Here is a 12,566-nt window from a genome sequence, read left to right as displayed (position 1 = left end):
GTTGTTCCGCGAGATCGACGATGCCGCAGCGCGTGCCGTTCGCGTGTCAGACGGTTGTCGTCGGACCGATCGAGAACTGAGGAGTGAGGACCGAGCATGACAACGATCTGGGCCGAGAAGATCTACACCGGCGGCGGTTTCGTCGCCAGCGTGGGAGGCGTTCTCGAGGTCGAGGCGCCCGCGACAGGCGAAGTGATCGCGAAGGTGGGCCTCGCGAACCCGGCGGATCTGGAGGCGGCGGTCGCCGCAGCGCAGGCAGCGCAGCGGGAATGGGCGGCGTTGCCGTACACGCAACGCGCGGCGGTCATGGCGAGAGCCTCCGCGATCCTGCAGGAGAACCCGGAGCGACTGACCGAATGGTTGGTGCCGGAATCTGGATCCGGTGCGGGAAAAGCCGCATTCGAAGCCGGGCTGGTCGCCTCCGAGTTCGCCGAGGGTGCGGCGCTTGCGTCGCAGCCGTACGGTCAGCTGCTGCGCAGCATGAAGCCGCGCACATCGATCGGGCGTTACATCCCCGTCGGCGTGGTCGGCGTCATCAGCCCGTTCAACTTCCCCGCGATCCTGTCGGCGCGCTCCGTGGTGCCCGCGCTGGCGCTCGGCAACGCCGTCATCCTCAAGCCCGACCCGCGCACGCCGATCGCGGGCGGTCTCATCCTCGCCGAGATCCTCGCTGAGTCCGGCCTCCCGGATGGACTGCTGCACGTTCTGCCCGGTGGGGCGGACGTCGGGGCGGCGCTCGTCGCTCATCCCGCTGTTCCCTGCATCTCGTTCACGGGCTCGACGGCGGCAGGCCGGAAGATCGGCGAAGCCGCTGCACCCCTCCTGAAGAAGGTGCACCTCGAGCTCGGCGGCAACAACGCGCTGCTCGTCCTGCCCGACGCCGACGTGGATGCCGCGGCGTCTGCCGGTGCCTGGGGCTCCTTCCTGCATCAGGGGCAGATCTGCATGACGACCGGACGCCACCTTGTGCACCGCAGCTTGGTCGAGGAGTACACGGCCAAGCTCGCGGCGAGCGCGGAGCGGATCACGGTCGGCGACCCGACGAACCCGGAGAACGCGCTCGGTCCGATCATCGATGCCGCACAGCTCGCGAAGGTCGACGGCATCGTGCAGGAGTCGGTCGCGGCGGGCGCGAAGCTTGAAGCGGGCGGCACTTATGACGGCCTGTTCTATCGCCCGACGGTCTTGTCGAACGTGCCGCATGATGCGCCGGCGTTCGCTCAGGAGATCTTCGGCCCGGTCGCCCCGATCACGGTGTACGACACCGTCGACGAAGCGATCGACATCATCAACTCCTCTGAGTACGGCTTGTCGGTCTCGGTCCTCACGGGCAACCCATACCGTGCATTCGAGTTGGCCGATCGCATCCAATCCGGAGCTGTGCACATCAACGATCAGACGGTCGATGACGAGGCGGTCGCGCCGTTCGGCGGGACGAAGGCATCGGGCAGCGGCGGTCACTTCGGTTCATCGGTGAATCTCGACACCTTCTGCGATCTGCAGTGGGTGACGATGCAGGCAGACATCGAGCGCTACCCGTTCTGAGTCGTCATCGACGGTTGAGAACCCGACGAGATCGCCGGGTTCTCAACCGCCTTCACGAATCTCGACCCGCGTCAGGGGGCGGTGATGAGCAGCAGGCCCTGCTTCGTGTCGGACACGGTGGTCCAGCCGTCGCCGAACTCGTAGGTCATCCCGAAGCCGTCGTCATCGGTCGCGACCGCGAAAGCGGGGTTCGTCGTGATGTAGGTGTGCCCATCGCTGTCGGCGCGCTGCCAACCCTCTCCGAGCAGCTTCTGCTGTGCTGCATTGGATGCTGCTGCATCAAGCGGTGCCCAGCCGAAGATCTGGACGTGGTCGGAGGCGATGGTGTAGTCGCCCCAGACGCACTGGATTCCGCCCTCGACGATATCGCCGCCGAAGCGGAACTCCTGCTGCTCGTAGGTCCAGCCGAAGTCGGTGAGGGAGGCGACGGTGTTCTCCGAGAGGATCGATTCGCAGGTGGCTTCGCTGGGCGTCGTCTCCTCCGGCTCGTTCACGACCGGCGCGGCGTCTTCGGCGGGCGCGGGGGCGGGGGCAGACACCTCGGGGGATGCCGCGGCGGTCTCCTCCGGCTTCGGGGTCGGTGAGCACGCGCTCAGGACGACCGCGAGTGCGGTGGCGGTGAGTGCGATGAGGGGGATGCGGGGGGTCATCTCCGGCCTTCTGATCAGTCGTGCGTGGGGTGGGTGATGGTGAGGAAGGCCTCGTGGAGAAGGCCGTTTGTCGCCAGCGATGACCGATCGGAGATCGTGTCCTCGCCGTCGAAGGAGGTGAAGCGTCCGCCGGCTTCGCGGACGATCGGGACGGCCGCGGCGATGTCGTACTCCTTGACGTCGAACTCGGCGACCATTTCGAGGCGGCCTTCGGCGAGGAGCATGTACGAGTACACGTCGCCGTAGGCGCGGTCGCGCCAGACGCGCTCGGCGAGGGCGAGGAGCGCGGGCAGGTGGCCGGCATCCGCCCATTGGGTGATGCTCTGGAAGCTGACGGCGGCATCGTCGACGGATGCGACGGCCGAGGTCTGCAAGCGTCGGGGGCCGTTCTCCGTCGCGGTCCAGGCGCCGTTGCCGGTGGAGGCCCACCAACGGCGGCCGAGCGCCGGCATGCTGACCACGCCGACGGCGGGGACGCCGTCGATCGCGAGGCAGATCATGGTGCCCCAGAGGGGGACGCCGCGCATGAAGTTCGCGGTGCCATCGATCGGGTCGATGATCCACTGACGGTTCGTGCTGCCGGTGGCGCCGAATTCCTCACCGAAGATGCCGTCTTCGGGGCGCTCGATCGACAGCTGCTCGCGGATGGCGCGCTCGGTCGCGAGGTCGGCATCCGTGACATGCGTCCGGTCGGCCTTCGTCGAGATCCTCAGATCCGCGGCGTCGAAGCGGGGCAGGGACTGCGCATCCGCCGCATCGGCCAGTCGCAGAGCGAGGGCGAGATCCGACGACAGGTCGTTTTCTGCGGGGGAGAGGGTCACCCTCTCAGGATACTGGCCGGTCGCCTCGGCAACCCAGCCCCATCGCCGCGACTCCTCGCGCCACGCCCGGGCCGCTCGATGATCGGGCCCGATTTGGCATGTTCCCCGGCCTCCGGTAATGTTTTATCTCGGCCGGGGATGACCCAGCTAAGCACCTCTAGCTCAATCGGCAGAGCAATTGACTCTTAATCAATGGGTTCAGGGTTCAAGTCCCTGGGGGTGCACGGAACAAGCCCCGTTTACACTCTCGCCAGTGTGAACGGGGCTTTTCTGCTTCTCGGATGCCGTTGAGCCGCAGCGGCTCCGGCTCAGCGGCGCGTATTCGCGATGCGCGTGGAGAGCTCATGCGCGTGGGCGAGGAGCGTGCGTCCGAGCTGCGGCGAGCGATCCGGCCCGAAGCGGAATTCCACACCGGTCAGGCTCAGCGCCCATTCCGGGCGCCCGGCGCGATCGAAAACCGCGGCACCCATTCCCCAACTGCCCTCGACGATGAGGCCCGGGTTGACGGCGTATCCGCGTTCCTGAGTCTCCGCCAGGCGTCGGCGCAGGGGAGTCCGGGTGTGCGTGCGGCCCCAGCGCTCGCCGAGGTGGGGATGCCGCTCGAAATAGGCGTTCGCTTCATGCTCGGGCAGGAACGAGAGGATCGCGAGTCCGGCGCTCGCAACGCCGAGGGGGAAGCGCACGCCTTCGCTGAGCACGAACGATCGGATCGGGAAGGATCCCTCCTCTCGGAGTAGGCACACGGTTTCGTCTCCGCGCCGCACGGAGAGGAAGGCGCTCTCCTCGGTCTTGACGGCCAGGGACCGGACGATGTCGCGGGCCAGCGCCGTCACGTCGTAGCGTGCCGCGGCGACCGTGCCCATGAGGAAGAGTTCGGGCCCCGGCATCCAACGCGTCGTCTCCTCGTCGCGATCGACGAGTCCTTCCATGCGCAACGCGCCGAGGAGGCGGTGGGCCGTGGAGCGGGAAAGGTCGGCGTCGTGCGCGAGGGAGGCGAGGGACGCACCGTTCTCGCCGGCGGCTGTGACCAGTCGCAGGAGGGAAGCGGCCCGTGCGATGGCCTGGGCGCCGGGGACCGAGCGGGAAGCGTGTTCCATAATGTGGACGCTATCCCCGGTATCGGCCATATCGCAAGATGTGCCTTCATTGTTGAGACTTCTGGGGCGGATGCTGGAACCAGACCCCCACACAAAGGAGTGCCGCGTGATCGACAAAGAATGGGCCACGGCGGCCGAAGCCGTCGCCGATATCTCGGATGGAGCCTCGCTGGCCGTCGGCGGCTTCGGCCTCTCCGGCAACCCGATCGCCCTCATCGACGCCCTGCTCGCGCAGGGAACGACCGGCCTCAGCGTCGTCAGCAACAACTGCGGCGTCGACGACTGGGGGCTCGGGGTGCTCCTGAATGCGAAGCGCATCCGCAAGATGACCTCGTCCTATGTGGGCGAGAACAAGGAGTTCGAGAGGCAGTTCCTCTCGGGGGAGCTCGAGCTCGAGCTGACCCCGCAGGGGACTCTGGCCGAGAAGCTGCGCGCCGGAGGCTCCGGGATCGCGGCCTTCTACACGCAGACCGGCGTGGGCACGCAGGTCGCCGAGGGCGGACTGCCCCGTCGATACAACGCCGATGGATCGGTCGCGGCCGCCTCGGTGCCTAAGGACACCCGCAGCTTCGCGGTCGATGGCGTCGAGAAGGAGTTCGTGCTCGAAGAGGCGATATCGACTGACTATGCGCTCGTGCATGCAGCCCTCGGCGACCGGCACGGCAATCTCGTCTTCACCAAGGCCGCCCGAAACTTCAACCCGCTGGCGGCCATGGCCGGGCGCGTGTGCATCGCGCAGGTGGAGCGCCTCGTCGAACCCGGCGAGATCGACCCCGACAGCATCCACCTTCCCGGCGTCTTCGTGCATCGCATGATCGAGGTCGGCACCGACATCGAGAAGCGCATCGAACGTCGCACTGTCGCGCCCGCCACGAACGAGGGGAACTGAGATGGCTCTGACACGCGAGCAGATGGCGGCGCGGGCCGCCGCCGAGCTGACCGATGGCTCCTACGTCAATCTCGGCATCGGTTTGCCGACGATGGTGCCCAACTACGTGCCCGCCGGGATCACCCTGGTGCTCCAATCGGAGAACGGGATCCTCGGCGTCGGACCGTACCCGACTGAGGAGAACATCGACGCCGATCTCATCAACGCCGGCAAGGAGACCGTCACGACGCTCCCCGGCACGGCATTCTTCGACTCGGCCACGAGCTTCGGCATGATCCGCGGCGGCAAGATCGACGCGGCCGTTCTCGGCGCCATGCAGGTCTCGGCCTCCGGAGACCTGGCCAACTGGATGATCCCCGGGAAGATGGTCAAGGGCCCGGGAGGTGCGATGGACCTCGTCCACGGCGCCGAGCGGCTCATCATCCTCATGGAGCACGTCGCCAAGGACGGCTCGGCGAAGATCGTCAACGAGTGCTCGCTGCCGCTGACCGGGCGCGGCGTCGTTCACCGAATCATCACCGACCTGGCCGTGATCGATGTGACGGATGACGGACTGGTGCTCATGGAGACCGCGCCGGGCGTCAGCGTCCACGACGTCATCGCCGCGACAGAACCGCCGCTGTCGATCTCCCCGGAGCTGAAGGAGCAGTCATGACCGACATCGTCATCGTCGCCGCCGCACGCACCCCGCAGGGGCGTCTGAAGGGGCAGCTGGCCGGGTTCACCGCACCCCAGCTGGGCTCGTTCGCGATCCGCGGCGCACTGGAGAAGGCATCCATCGATCCCGCAGCCATCGACGCGGTCATCGTCGGCCAGGTGCTCGCCGCGGGATCCGGGCAGAACGCCGCCCGTCAGGCGGCGATCGGCGCCGGCATCGGGTGGGATGTTCCCGCCCACTCGGTCAACAAGGTCTGCCTGTCGGGACTGACGGCGATCATCGATGCCGCACGAATGATCCGGACGGGGGATGCCACGACCGTCGTCGCCGCCGGAATGGAGTCGATGACGCGGGCGCCGCACCTGCTCATGGGCTCGCGCGACGGCTGGACCTACGGCAGCGTCGAAGTGCTCGACCATCTCGCGCACGACGGCCTGACCGACGCCTACGACCAGGAGAGCATGGGCGCCTCGACCGAGCGCCACAACGAGCGCTTCGCGTTGACACGCGCCGACCAGGATGCCGTCGCCGCCCTCTCGCACCAGCGCGCCGCCGCCGCGGCGGAAGCGGGCGTCTTCGACGCCGAGATCGTCGCGGTCGAGGTTCCGCAGCGCCGCGGCGACGCGGTTCGGGTCACGCGCGATGAGGGAGTGCGCCCGGATACGACGCTGGAGAGCCTGGCGAAGTTGCGCCCCGCCTTCGCGAAGGACGGCTCGATCACCGCCGGCAACGCCTCGCAGATCTCCGATGGTGCGTCAGCGGTCGTCGTCACCACCCGCGAGAACGCCGAAGAGCACGGCTGGCCGGTGCTCGCGGTGATCGGGGCGAGCGGTCAGACCGCCGGCCCCGACAACTCTCTGCAGACACAGCCCGCGCAGGCGATCGCCCGCGCCCTCGAGAAACAGGGCATCGCGGCATCCGATGTGGATCTCGTCGAGATCAACGAAGCCTTCGGAGCCGTCGTCGCCCGCTCCCAGCGCGACCTCGGCCTCTCCGAAGACATCGTCAACATCCACGGCGGCGGGATCGCGATCGGACATCCGATCGGCGCATCCGGCAATCGACTGGTCGTGCACATGGCGCACGAGCTCTCGCGCCGCGGAAGCGGCACCGCGGCCATCGGGCTGTGCGGCGGAGGCGGACAGGGGGAGGCCCTGATCCTCACCCTCTGACGGGCGAGGGCTCAGCGGCCGCGGGCCTGCGCGTGCGCATCGGCCTGCTGCTTCTGCGCCTTCGCCTGCGTCTTCTGCGCCTTCTTCGCCTGCTTCGACTGCAGCGGAGAGTCCGAGGCGACGAGCATGCCGCGGCTCTCGCGGCTCATGTCGACGGCCGCGCCGACCGCCAGGGCGAGCGTGATCCCCCAGCTGAGCCAGGCGAGGACAGCGCGCCATGTGATCGGGGCATCCCTGGTTCCGCGCAGGAGTGAGACCCCCGCGGTGATCGCTCCGATGAGGCCGGTGCTGAAGAGGTAACGCATGCCCCCCAACCTACCCGCGGCACGGCGTGCCCGGGTAGAATGGGTGCGGCGCTTCGGCGCCCGAAGTCGTGCATCTACCGGACGTCGGCACCCCGACGGACAACGGCGGCACCGTATCCGCGCCGCGGGCGCGTGAGAGCCATGACACAGACACGCACATCCCTCCTGCGAGAAGCAGGCCTTCCGTACTTCTTCATCGCCTTCATCGCCCGGCTGCCGTTCGCCATGATGGTCGTCGGGGTCCTCACCCTGGTCGTCGCCGAGCGCGGCTCCCTATCGCTGGGCGGGCTGACCTCGGCCGCCGTCGGACTCGGCACCGCCTGCTTCGGACCCCTGCTGGGCGCTGCGGCCGACCGATTCAGCCAGCGCATCGTGCTGTCGCTGCTGGCCCTCGCCAACGGCACGATGCTCGTCATCTTCACCCTCGCAGTGCACTCGGCCAGCGCCGACGCCCTCGTTCTCCTCGCCGGCTTCGGAATCGGCGCGACCGCGCCGCAGGTGGCACCGCTGTCGAGATCGCGCCTGGTCACGATCATCAACGACCGGATGCCGGAGCTCGGGCGCTCGCGCACCATCTCGGGAACGATGGCCTACGAGTCCGCGGCCGACGAGATGGTCTTCGTCTTCGGGCCGTTCCTCGTCGGCGTGCTCGCCGCGGGCATCGCCCCCGGCGCGCCGCTCATCGTCGCCGCAGCGCTCACCATCGTCTTCGTCGGTGCTTTCGCTCTGCACCCGAGCGCACGTGCCGTCTCCCAGGAACGGGACGCCGACGGGCGCGCGCCCTCGTCGGTCGCGGAGCTGTTCCGGCCGAGCGTCCTGATCGTCGTCATCGGGATCCTCGGCGTCGGGCTGTTCTTCGGCACGATGCTGACATCCCTCACCGCCTTCATGGCCGACCGGGGCGCTCCTGAGGAAGCGGGGCTGCTCTACGGAGTGATGGGCGTGGGGTCGGCGGTTCTGGCACTCGGAGTGGCCTGGCTGCCGGCGCGCTTTGCGATCTCCGCACGATGGATCGTGTTCTCGGCGATCCTGCTCGGCGGATCCTGCCTGCTGCTGAGCGTCGACTCACCCGGAATGATGATGGTGGCCCTGGCCATCATGGGCGTCGGCATCGGTCCCACGCTCGTGACGCAGTACAGCCTCGGCGCGGCTCGCAGCCCGCGCGGACGCTCCGCCACCGTCATGACGATGCTCGGCTCCGCCGTCATCGTCGGACAATCCATCGGATCGGCCGTGACCGGTGAGATCGGCGAGCGGATCGGCACGGATGCTGCGCTGATTCTGCCGATCGCCGCAGCACTCGTCGTGTTCCTGGCCGGCCTCGCCAACGGCATTCTCGGCCGCCGGAGGCGCATGACTCGCTAGCCTGGGGCACACATCGAGTGTGAGGAGTCTCCATGACCGCCGCAGATTTCGTCGTCGTCGCCAACCGCCTCCCGGTCGACCGGGTCCTGGACGCCGACGGGCAGGAGAGCTGGCGAACCTCTCCGGGAGGGCTGGTCGCGGCCCTCGAACCGATGATGCAGGCAGCGGGCGGCGCCTGGGTCGGATGGGCGGGCCAACCCGATCTCGAACTCGATCCCTTCACCGCGAACGACATCCGGCTGATCCCGATCGCGCTGTCCGAGCAGGAGATCGCCGAGTACTACGAGGGCTTCGCGAACGACACGATCTGGCCGCTCTATCACGATGTGATCGCGCCGCCCCAGTATCACCGCGAATGGTGGGAGGCCTACGTCACGGTGAACCGTCGCTTCGCCGAGGCCGCTGCCGCAGCCGTCGCCGAGAACGGCACCGTCTGGGTGCACGACTACCAGCTGCAGCTGGTCCCCGAGATGGTGCGCGCCCTGCGCCCCGACGTCACGATCGGCTATTTCCACCACATCCCGTTCCCCGCGCACGGACTGTATGCGCAGATGCCCTGGCGCGACCAGGTGCTGCGCGGACTCCTGGGCGCCGACGTGATCGGCTTCCAACGCGCACAGGATGCGAACTACTTCCTCGCAGCCGTACGGCGTCGACTCAAGTACGACGTCAAGTCCTCGGTCGTCGAGGTGCCGGGGGAGAGCAGCACCCATCCGGCACTCGTCAAGGCGTTCCCCATCTCGATCGACACCGCCCCGTACCGGGAGCTCGCCGCATCGCCGCGCATCCAGGCACGAGCCGCCGAGATCAGGGAGAGCCTCGGCAACCCGAAGCACATCCTGCTCGGCGTCGACCGGCTCGACTACACCAAGGGAATCCGCCACCGGATCAAGGCCTACAGCGAACTCCTGCGCCAAGGACGCCTGCACGTCGAAGACGTGACTCTCATCCAGGTAGCCAGCCCCAGCCGCGAACGCGTCGATGCCTACGTCACCCTGCGCGATGAGATCGAACTCTCCGTCGCCCGCATCAACGGCGATACAGACACCATGGGCCACTCCGCCATCCGGTACCTCCACCAGGGGTTCCCTCGCGACGAGATGGTCGCCCTCTACCTCGCAGCCGACGTCATGCTCGTCACAGCGCTCCGCGACGGGATGAACCTCGTCGCCAAGGAATACATCGCCACTCGGGCCGACAACCGCGGGGCGCTCGTGCTCAGCGAGTTCACCGGAGCCGCCGATGAGCTGCGTCAGGCCATCCTCGTCAACCCCCATGACATCGAAGGCCTCAAGGACGCGATCATGACAGCCGTCGAGATGCCCGCCGGCGAACAGGGCAAGAGGATGCGCGCCCTGCGCAAACGCGTGCTCGAGAACGACGTCAACGCGTGGTCCTCATCCTTCCTGCAGGCCCTCGCGGACGCCCGAGCCGCGCGCGCGTGAGAAGCTGGTGGCTACGACGCCCCGATGAGGAGACACGCAGTGACCCGCACCTGGACCCCCGGCTCGCCCGATGACGCACTGACCGCCATCGCCACGACGCCCCGGCTCGTGATCGCCCTCGACTTCGACGGCACGGCGTCACCGCTGGTCCCGGACCCCATGGCCGCCCGCGCCCTCCCCGAGGTCAAGACGCAGCTCGAGCGGCTCGCGGCGCTGCCCGACACCTTCGTTTCCTACGTGTCCGGGCGGAGCATGCACGATCTGCGCATCATCACCGAGCACGACGACGAGTCCTCCGTCGCGCTCGCCGGATCCCACGGCGCGCAGTACTGGTTCCCAGGGGTCGGGGCATCCGATGCACCCGGCAGCACGACCGAGGAGGGCGCCCGCGAGGCGCTGTGGGCGGCGGCCCAGCCCATCGTCGATCGCTTCGAGGGGGTCGGCCTCGAGCCGAAGACCTTCGGCATGGGCATCCACACCCGTCGCGCCACGCCCGAGGTCGAAAAGGCGGCCTTCGCCGAGATCGATGCTCTCGTCGCAGACTTCTACCCGCACTGGCGCCGCCGTTCGGGGCACCGGGTTCTGGAGTTCTCCTCGCGCGTCGAGGGCAAGGACACGGCGATGACCGTTCTGCGCGAGCACTTCGATGCGACCGGCATCTTGTTCGCCGGCGATGACGTGACCGACGAGGACGCCATGCGCGTGCTCGAGGCGGGCGATCTCGGTGTGCGCGTGGGCCCGGGGGAGTCCGCGGGGACACTGCGTGTGGGCACCCCACAAGACATGGCCGCACTTCTGAAGGCGCTGGCGACGGAGCGCGCCGCCCGACAGGAATAGACTGCCGTCATGTCCCCGAACGATCCCGCGTCGATCGACATCAAACCCCGCAGCCGTGTCGTCACGGACGGCATCGAGGCGACGACCTCGCGCGGCATGCTGCGCGCCGTCGGCATGGGGGATGCGGACTGGGACAAGCCGCAGATCGGGATCGCCTCCAGCTGGAACGAGATCACCCCCTGCAACCTGAGCCTGGACCGTCTCGCGCAGGGGGCGAAAGAGGGCGTGCACGCCGGCGGCGGGTACCCCCTGCAGTTCGGGACGATCTCCGTTTCCGATGGCATCTCGATGGGCCACGAGGGCATGCACTTCTCCCTCGTGTCTCGTGAGGTCATCGCCGATTCCGTCGAGACCGTGATGATGGCGGAGCGCCTCGACGGCTCCGTGCTGCTCGCGGGATGCGATAAATCGATCCCCGGGATGCTGATGGCCAGTGCGCGCCTCGACCTGTCGAGCGTCTTCCTCTACGCCGGATCCATCGCTCCCGGGTGGGTGAAGCTGTCGGACGGCACCGAGAAGGACGTCACGATCATCGATTCCTTCGAGGCCGTCGGCGCCTGCCGCGCGGGTCTCATGAGCGAGGAGGACCTCAAGCGGATCGAGTGCGCCATCGCACCCGGCGAGGGCGCGTGCGGCGGTATGTATACCGCGAACACGATGGCATCGGTCGCCGAAGCGCTGGGGCTGAGTCTTCCGGGCTCCGCCGCGCCGCCCTCCGCGGACCGCCGTCGGGACTACTACGCCCACCGTTCCGGCGAGGCCGTCGTCGAGCTGCTCCGCCAGGGCATCACGACACGAGACATCCTCACCCGTGAAGCCTTCGAGAACGCGATCGCGCTGGCGATGGCCCTCGGCGGATCGACGAACGTCGTCCTGCACCTGCTCGCGATCGCGCATGAGGCCGAGGTGGAGCTGAGCCTGCACGACTTCAACCGCATCGGCGATCGTGTTCCGCACGTCGCCGACATGAAGCCGTTCGGCAAGTACGTCATGAACGACGTCGACCGCCACGGCGGCATCCCCGTCATCATGAAGGCCATGCTCGATGAGGGTCTGCTGCACGGCGATGCGCTCACCGTCACCGGACGCACGCTCGCCGAGAATCTCGCCGACCTCGACCCCGGGCCCATCGACGGCGAGGTCATCCACCGTTTCGATGACCCGATCCACGCCTCGGGCGGTTTGACGATCCTGCACGGCTCTCTTGCGCCCGAGGGTGCGGTTGTGAAGACGGCGGGCTTCGACGCGGCCGTTTTCGAGGGGCCGGCTCGGGTCTTCGAGCGCGAGCGCGCGGCGATGGATGCCGTGGCCGCCGGCGAGATCGAGGCCGGAAGCGTGATCGTCATCCGCTACGAGGGGCCCCAGGGCGGGCCGGGCATGCGCGAGATGCTCGCGATCACCGCGGCCATCAAGGGCGCGGGGCTCGGGAAAGATGTATTACTCTTGACAGACGGACGATTCTCAGGCGGCACAACCGGCCTGTGCATCGGCCACATAGCACCCGAAGCGGTGGACTCCGGTCCCATCGCCTTCGTGCGCGATGGTGATCTGATACGGGTCGATATCGCAGCTCGCTCACTCGATCTACTCGTCGACGATGAGGAGCTCGCCTCCCGCCGCTCTGGCTGGGAGCCGCTTCCCCCGCGCTATACCCGTGGCGTTCTTGCCAAGTACTCACGACTCGTCGGCTCCGCCGCTCAGGGAGCGACGACCGGTTGAACCATCGGCAGGCCCCGTGCCCCATGCGGCCCGCCGACGCATCCTCAGATCACAAGGAAAGAC

12 protein-coding genes and 1 tRNA gene are annotated in these 12,566 nt (G+C 68.1%); 9 read left to right on the top strand and 4 right to left on the bottom strand.

The features are described from left to right. Positions 1-96: 96 nt before the first annotated feature. Positions 97-1,545, top strand: a complete 1,449-nt coding sequence (locus Q0Z66_RS04080) for an aldehyde dehydrogenase family protein (protein WP_298038082.1) — start codon at positions 97-99, stop codon at positions 1,543-1,545. A gap of 71 nt (positions 1,546-1,616) precedes the next feature. Here the strand turns inward: Q0Z66_RS04080 and Q0Z66_RS04075 are convergent, their stop codons facing one another. Together Q0Z66_RS04075 and Q0Z66_RS04070 are read right to left on the bottom strand one after the other, a co-directional pair. Further along, positions 1,617-2,195 carry a hypothetical protein gene (locus Q0Z66_RS04075; RefSeq protein ID WP_298038079.1) on the bottom strand — a complete coding sequence of 193 codons (579 nt, stop codon included), beginning with the start codon at positions 2,193-2,195 and terminating at the stop codon, positions 1,617-1,619. A gap of 14 nt (positions 2,196-2,209) precedes the next feature. Then, a complete protein-coding gene (locus tag Q0Z66_RS04070; RefSeq protein ID WP_298038077.1) occupies positions 2,210-3,016 on the bottom strand; it encodes an inositol monophosphatase family protein in 807 nt (268 codons plus the stop codon). Positions 3,017-3,167: 151 nt separating this feature from the next. On the opposite strand from Q0Z66_RS04070, the gene Q0Z66_RS04065 reads away from it, so the two are divergent. Next, a tRNA-Lys gene (locus Q0Z66_RS04065) sits at positions 3,168-3,240 on the top strand. 84 nt (positions 3,241-3,324) lie between these two features. On the opposite strand, the gene Q0Z66_RS04060 is transcribed toward Q0Z66_RS04065, so the two are convergent. Beyond that, positions 3,325-4,113 carry an IclR family transcriptional regulator gene (locus Q0Z66_RS04060; protein WP_298038074.1) on the bottom strand — a complete coding sequence of 263 codons (789 nt, stop codon included), beginning with the start codon at positions 4,111-4,113 and terminating at the stop codon, positions 3,325-3,327. Between the two features lie 106 nt (positions 4,114-4,219). Here Q0Z66_RS04060 and Q0Z66_RS04055 point away from each other — a divergent pair, with 106 nt between their 5' ends. Genes Q0Z66_RS04055 through Q0Z66_RS04045 form a run of 3 tightly spaced genes read left to right on the top strand, consistent with a single transcriptional unit; the run spans position 4,220 to position 6,832 of the window. Further along, the gene (locus Q0Z66_RS04055; protein ID WP_298038071.1) at positions 4,220-5,002 is read left to right on the top strand and encodes a CoA transferase subunit A; all 783 of its coding nucleotides are present in this window, start codon (positions 4,220-4,222) and stop codon (positions 5,000-5,002) included. Position 5,003: 1 nt separating this feature from the next. Beyond that, positions 5,004-5,657 (top strand): CoA transferase subunit B, encoded by a 654-nt coding sequence (locus Q0Z66_RS04050; RefSeq protein ID WP_298038068.1) that lies wholly within the window; start codon positions 5,004-5,006, stop codon positions 5,655-5,657. After that, on the top strand, positions 5,654-6,832 hold the full coding sequence (locus Q0Z66_RS04045; RefSeq protein WP_298038066.1) for an acetyl-CoA C-acetyltransferase: 1,179 nt from the start codon (positions 5,654-5,656) through the stop codon (positions 6,830-6,832). The genes Q0Z66_RS04050 and Q0Z66_RS04045 overlap by 4 nt, the downstream gene beginning before the upstream one ends. Before the next feature lie 11 nt (positions 6,833-6,843). Here Q0Z66_RS04045 and Q0Z66_RS04040 read toward each other — a convergent pair whose 3' ends face one another. Next, positions 6,844-7,137 carry a hypothetical protein gene (locus Q0Z66_RS04040; RefSeq protein ID WP_298038062.1) on the bottom strand — a complete coding sequence of 98 codons (294 nt, stop codon included), beginning with the start codon at positions 7,135-7,137 and terminating at the stop codon, positions 6,844-6,846. 141 nt (positions 7,138-7,278) lie between these two features. On the opposite strand from Q0Z66_RS04040, the gene Q0Z66_RS04035 reads away from it, so the two are divergent. The 4 genes from Q0Z66_RS04035 to ilvD are packed head-to-tail and all read left to right on the top strand — an operon-like array spanning position 7,279 to position 12,503. Next, on the top strand, positions 7,279-8,502 hold the full coding sequence (locus tag Q0Z66_RS04035; protein WP_298038060.1) for an MFS transporter: 1,224 nt from the start codon (positions 7,279-7,281) through the stop codon (positions 8,500-8,502). A 32-nt stretch (positions 8,503-8,534) separates the two neighbouring features. Continuing rightward, positions 8,535-9,947 (top strand): trehalose-6-phosphate synthase, encoded by a 1,413-nt coding sequence (locus Q0Z66_RS04030; protein WP_298038058.1) that lies wholly within the window; start codon positions 8,535-8,537, stop codon positions 9,945-9,947. 39 nt (positions 9,948-9,986) lie between these two features. Next, complete coding sequence (otsB, locus tag Q0Z66_RS04025; protein ID WP_298038054.1) at positions 9,987-10,784, top strand: trehalose-phosphatase; 798 nt, start codon at positions 9,987-9,989, stop codon at positions 10,782-10,784. Between the two features lie 9 nt (positions 10,785-10,793). Next, the gene (gene ilvD / locus Q0Z66_RS04020) at positions 10,794-12,503 is read left to right on the top strand and encodes a dihydroxy-acid dehydratase (RefSeq protein WP_298038051.1); all 1,710 of its coding nucleotides are present in this window, start codon (positions 10,794-10,796) and stop codon (positions 12,501-12,503) included. The last annotated feature ends 63 nt before the right edge of the window (positions 12,504-12,566 follow it).

It is taken from the genome of uncultured Microbacterium sp., from assembly GCF_947632095.1.
Classification (GTDB): Bacteria; Actinomycetota; Actinomycetes; order Actinomycetales; family Microbacteriaceae; genus Microbacterium.
The sequence above is the reverse complement of the archived record's forward strand: the minus strand, read 5'-3'. Positions and strand labels throughout refer to the sequence as shown.

Coding starts and splice junctions, on each gene's coding strand:
- Q0Z66_RS04080 (WP_298038082.1), top strand. CDS start 97: ATGACAACGATCTGGGCCGAGAAGATCTACACCGGCGGCGGTTTCGTC.
- Q0Z66_RS04075 (WP_298038079.1), bottom strand. CDS start 2,195: ATGACCCCCCGCATCCCCCTCATCGCACTCACCGCCACCGCACTCGCG.
- Q0Z66_RS04060 (WP_298038074.1), bottom strand. CDS start 4,113: ATGGAACACGCTTCCCGCTCGGTCCCCGGCGCCCAGGCCATCGCACGG.
- Q0Z66_RS04050 (WP_298038068.1), top strand. CDS start 5,004: ATGGCTCTGACACGCGAGCAGATGGCGGCGCGGGCCGCCGCCGAGCTG.
- Q0Z66_RS04045 (WP_298038066.1), top strand. CDS start 5,654: ATGACCGACATCGTCATCGTCGCCGCCGCACGCACCCCGCAGGGGCGT.
- Q0Z66_RS04040 (WP_298038062.1), bottom strand. CDS start 7,137: ATGCGTTACCTCTTCAGCACCGGCCTCATCGGAGCGATCACCGCGGGG.
- Q0Z66_RS04035 (WP_298038060.1), top strand. CDS start 7,279: ATGACACAGACACGCACATCCCTCCTGCGAGAAGCAGGCCTTCCGTAC.
- Q0Z66_RS04030 (WP_298038058.1), top strand. CDS start 8,535: ATGACCGCCGCAGATTTCGTCGTCGTCGCCAACCGCCTCCCGGTCGAC.
- ilvD (WP_298038051.1), top strand. CDS start 10,794: ATGTCCCCGAACGATCCCGCGTCGATCGACATCAAACCCCGCAGCCGT.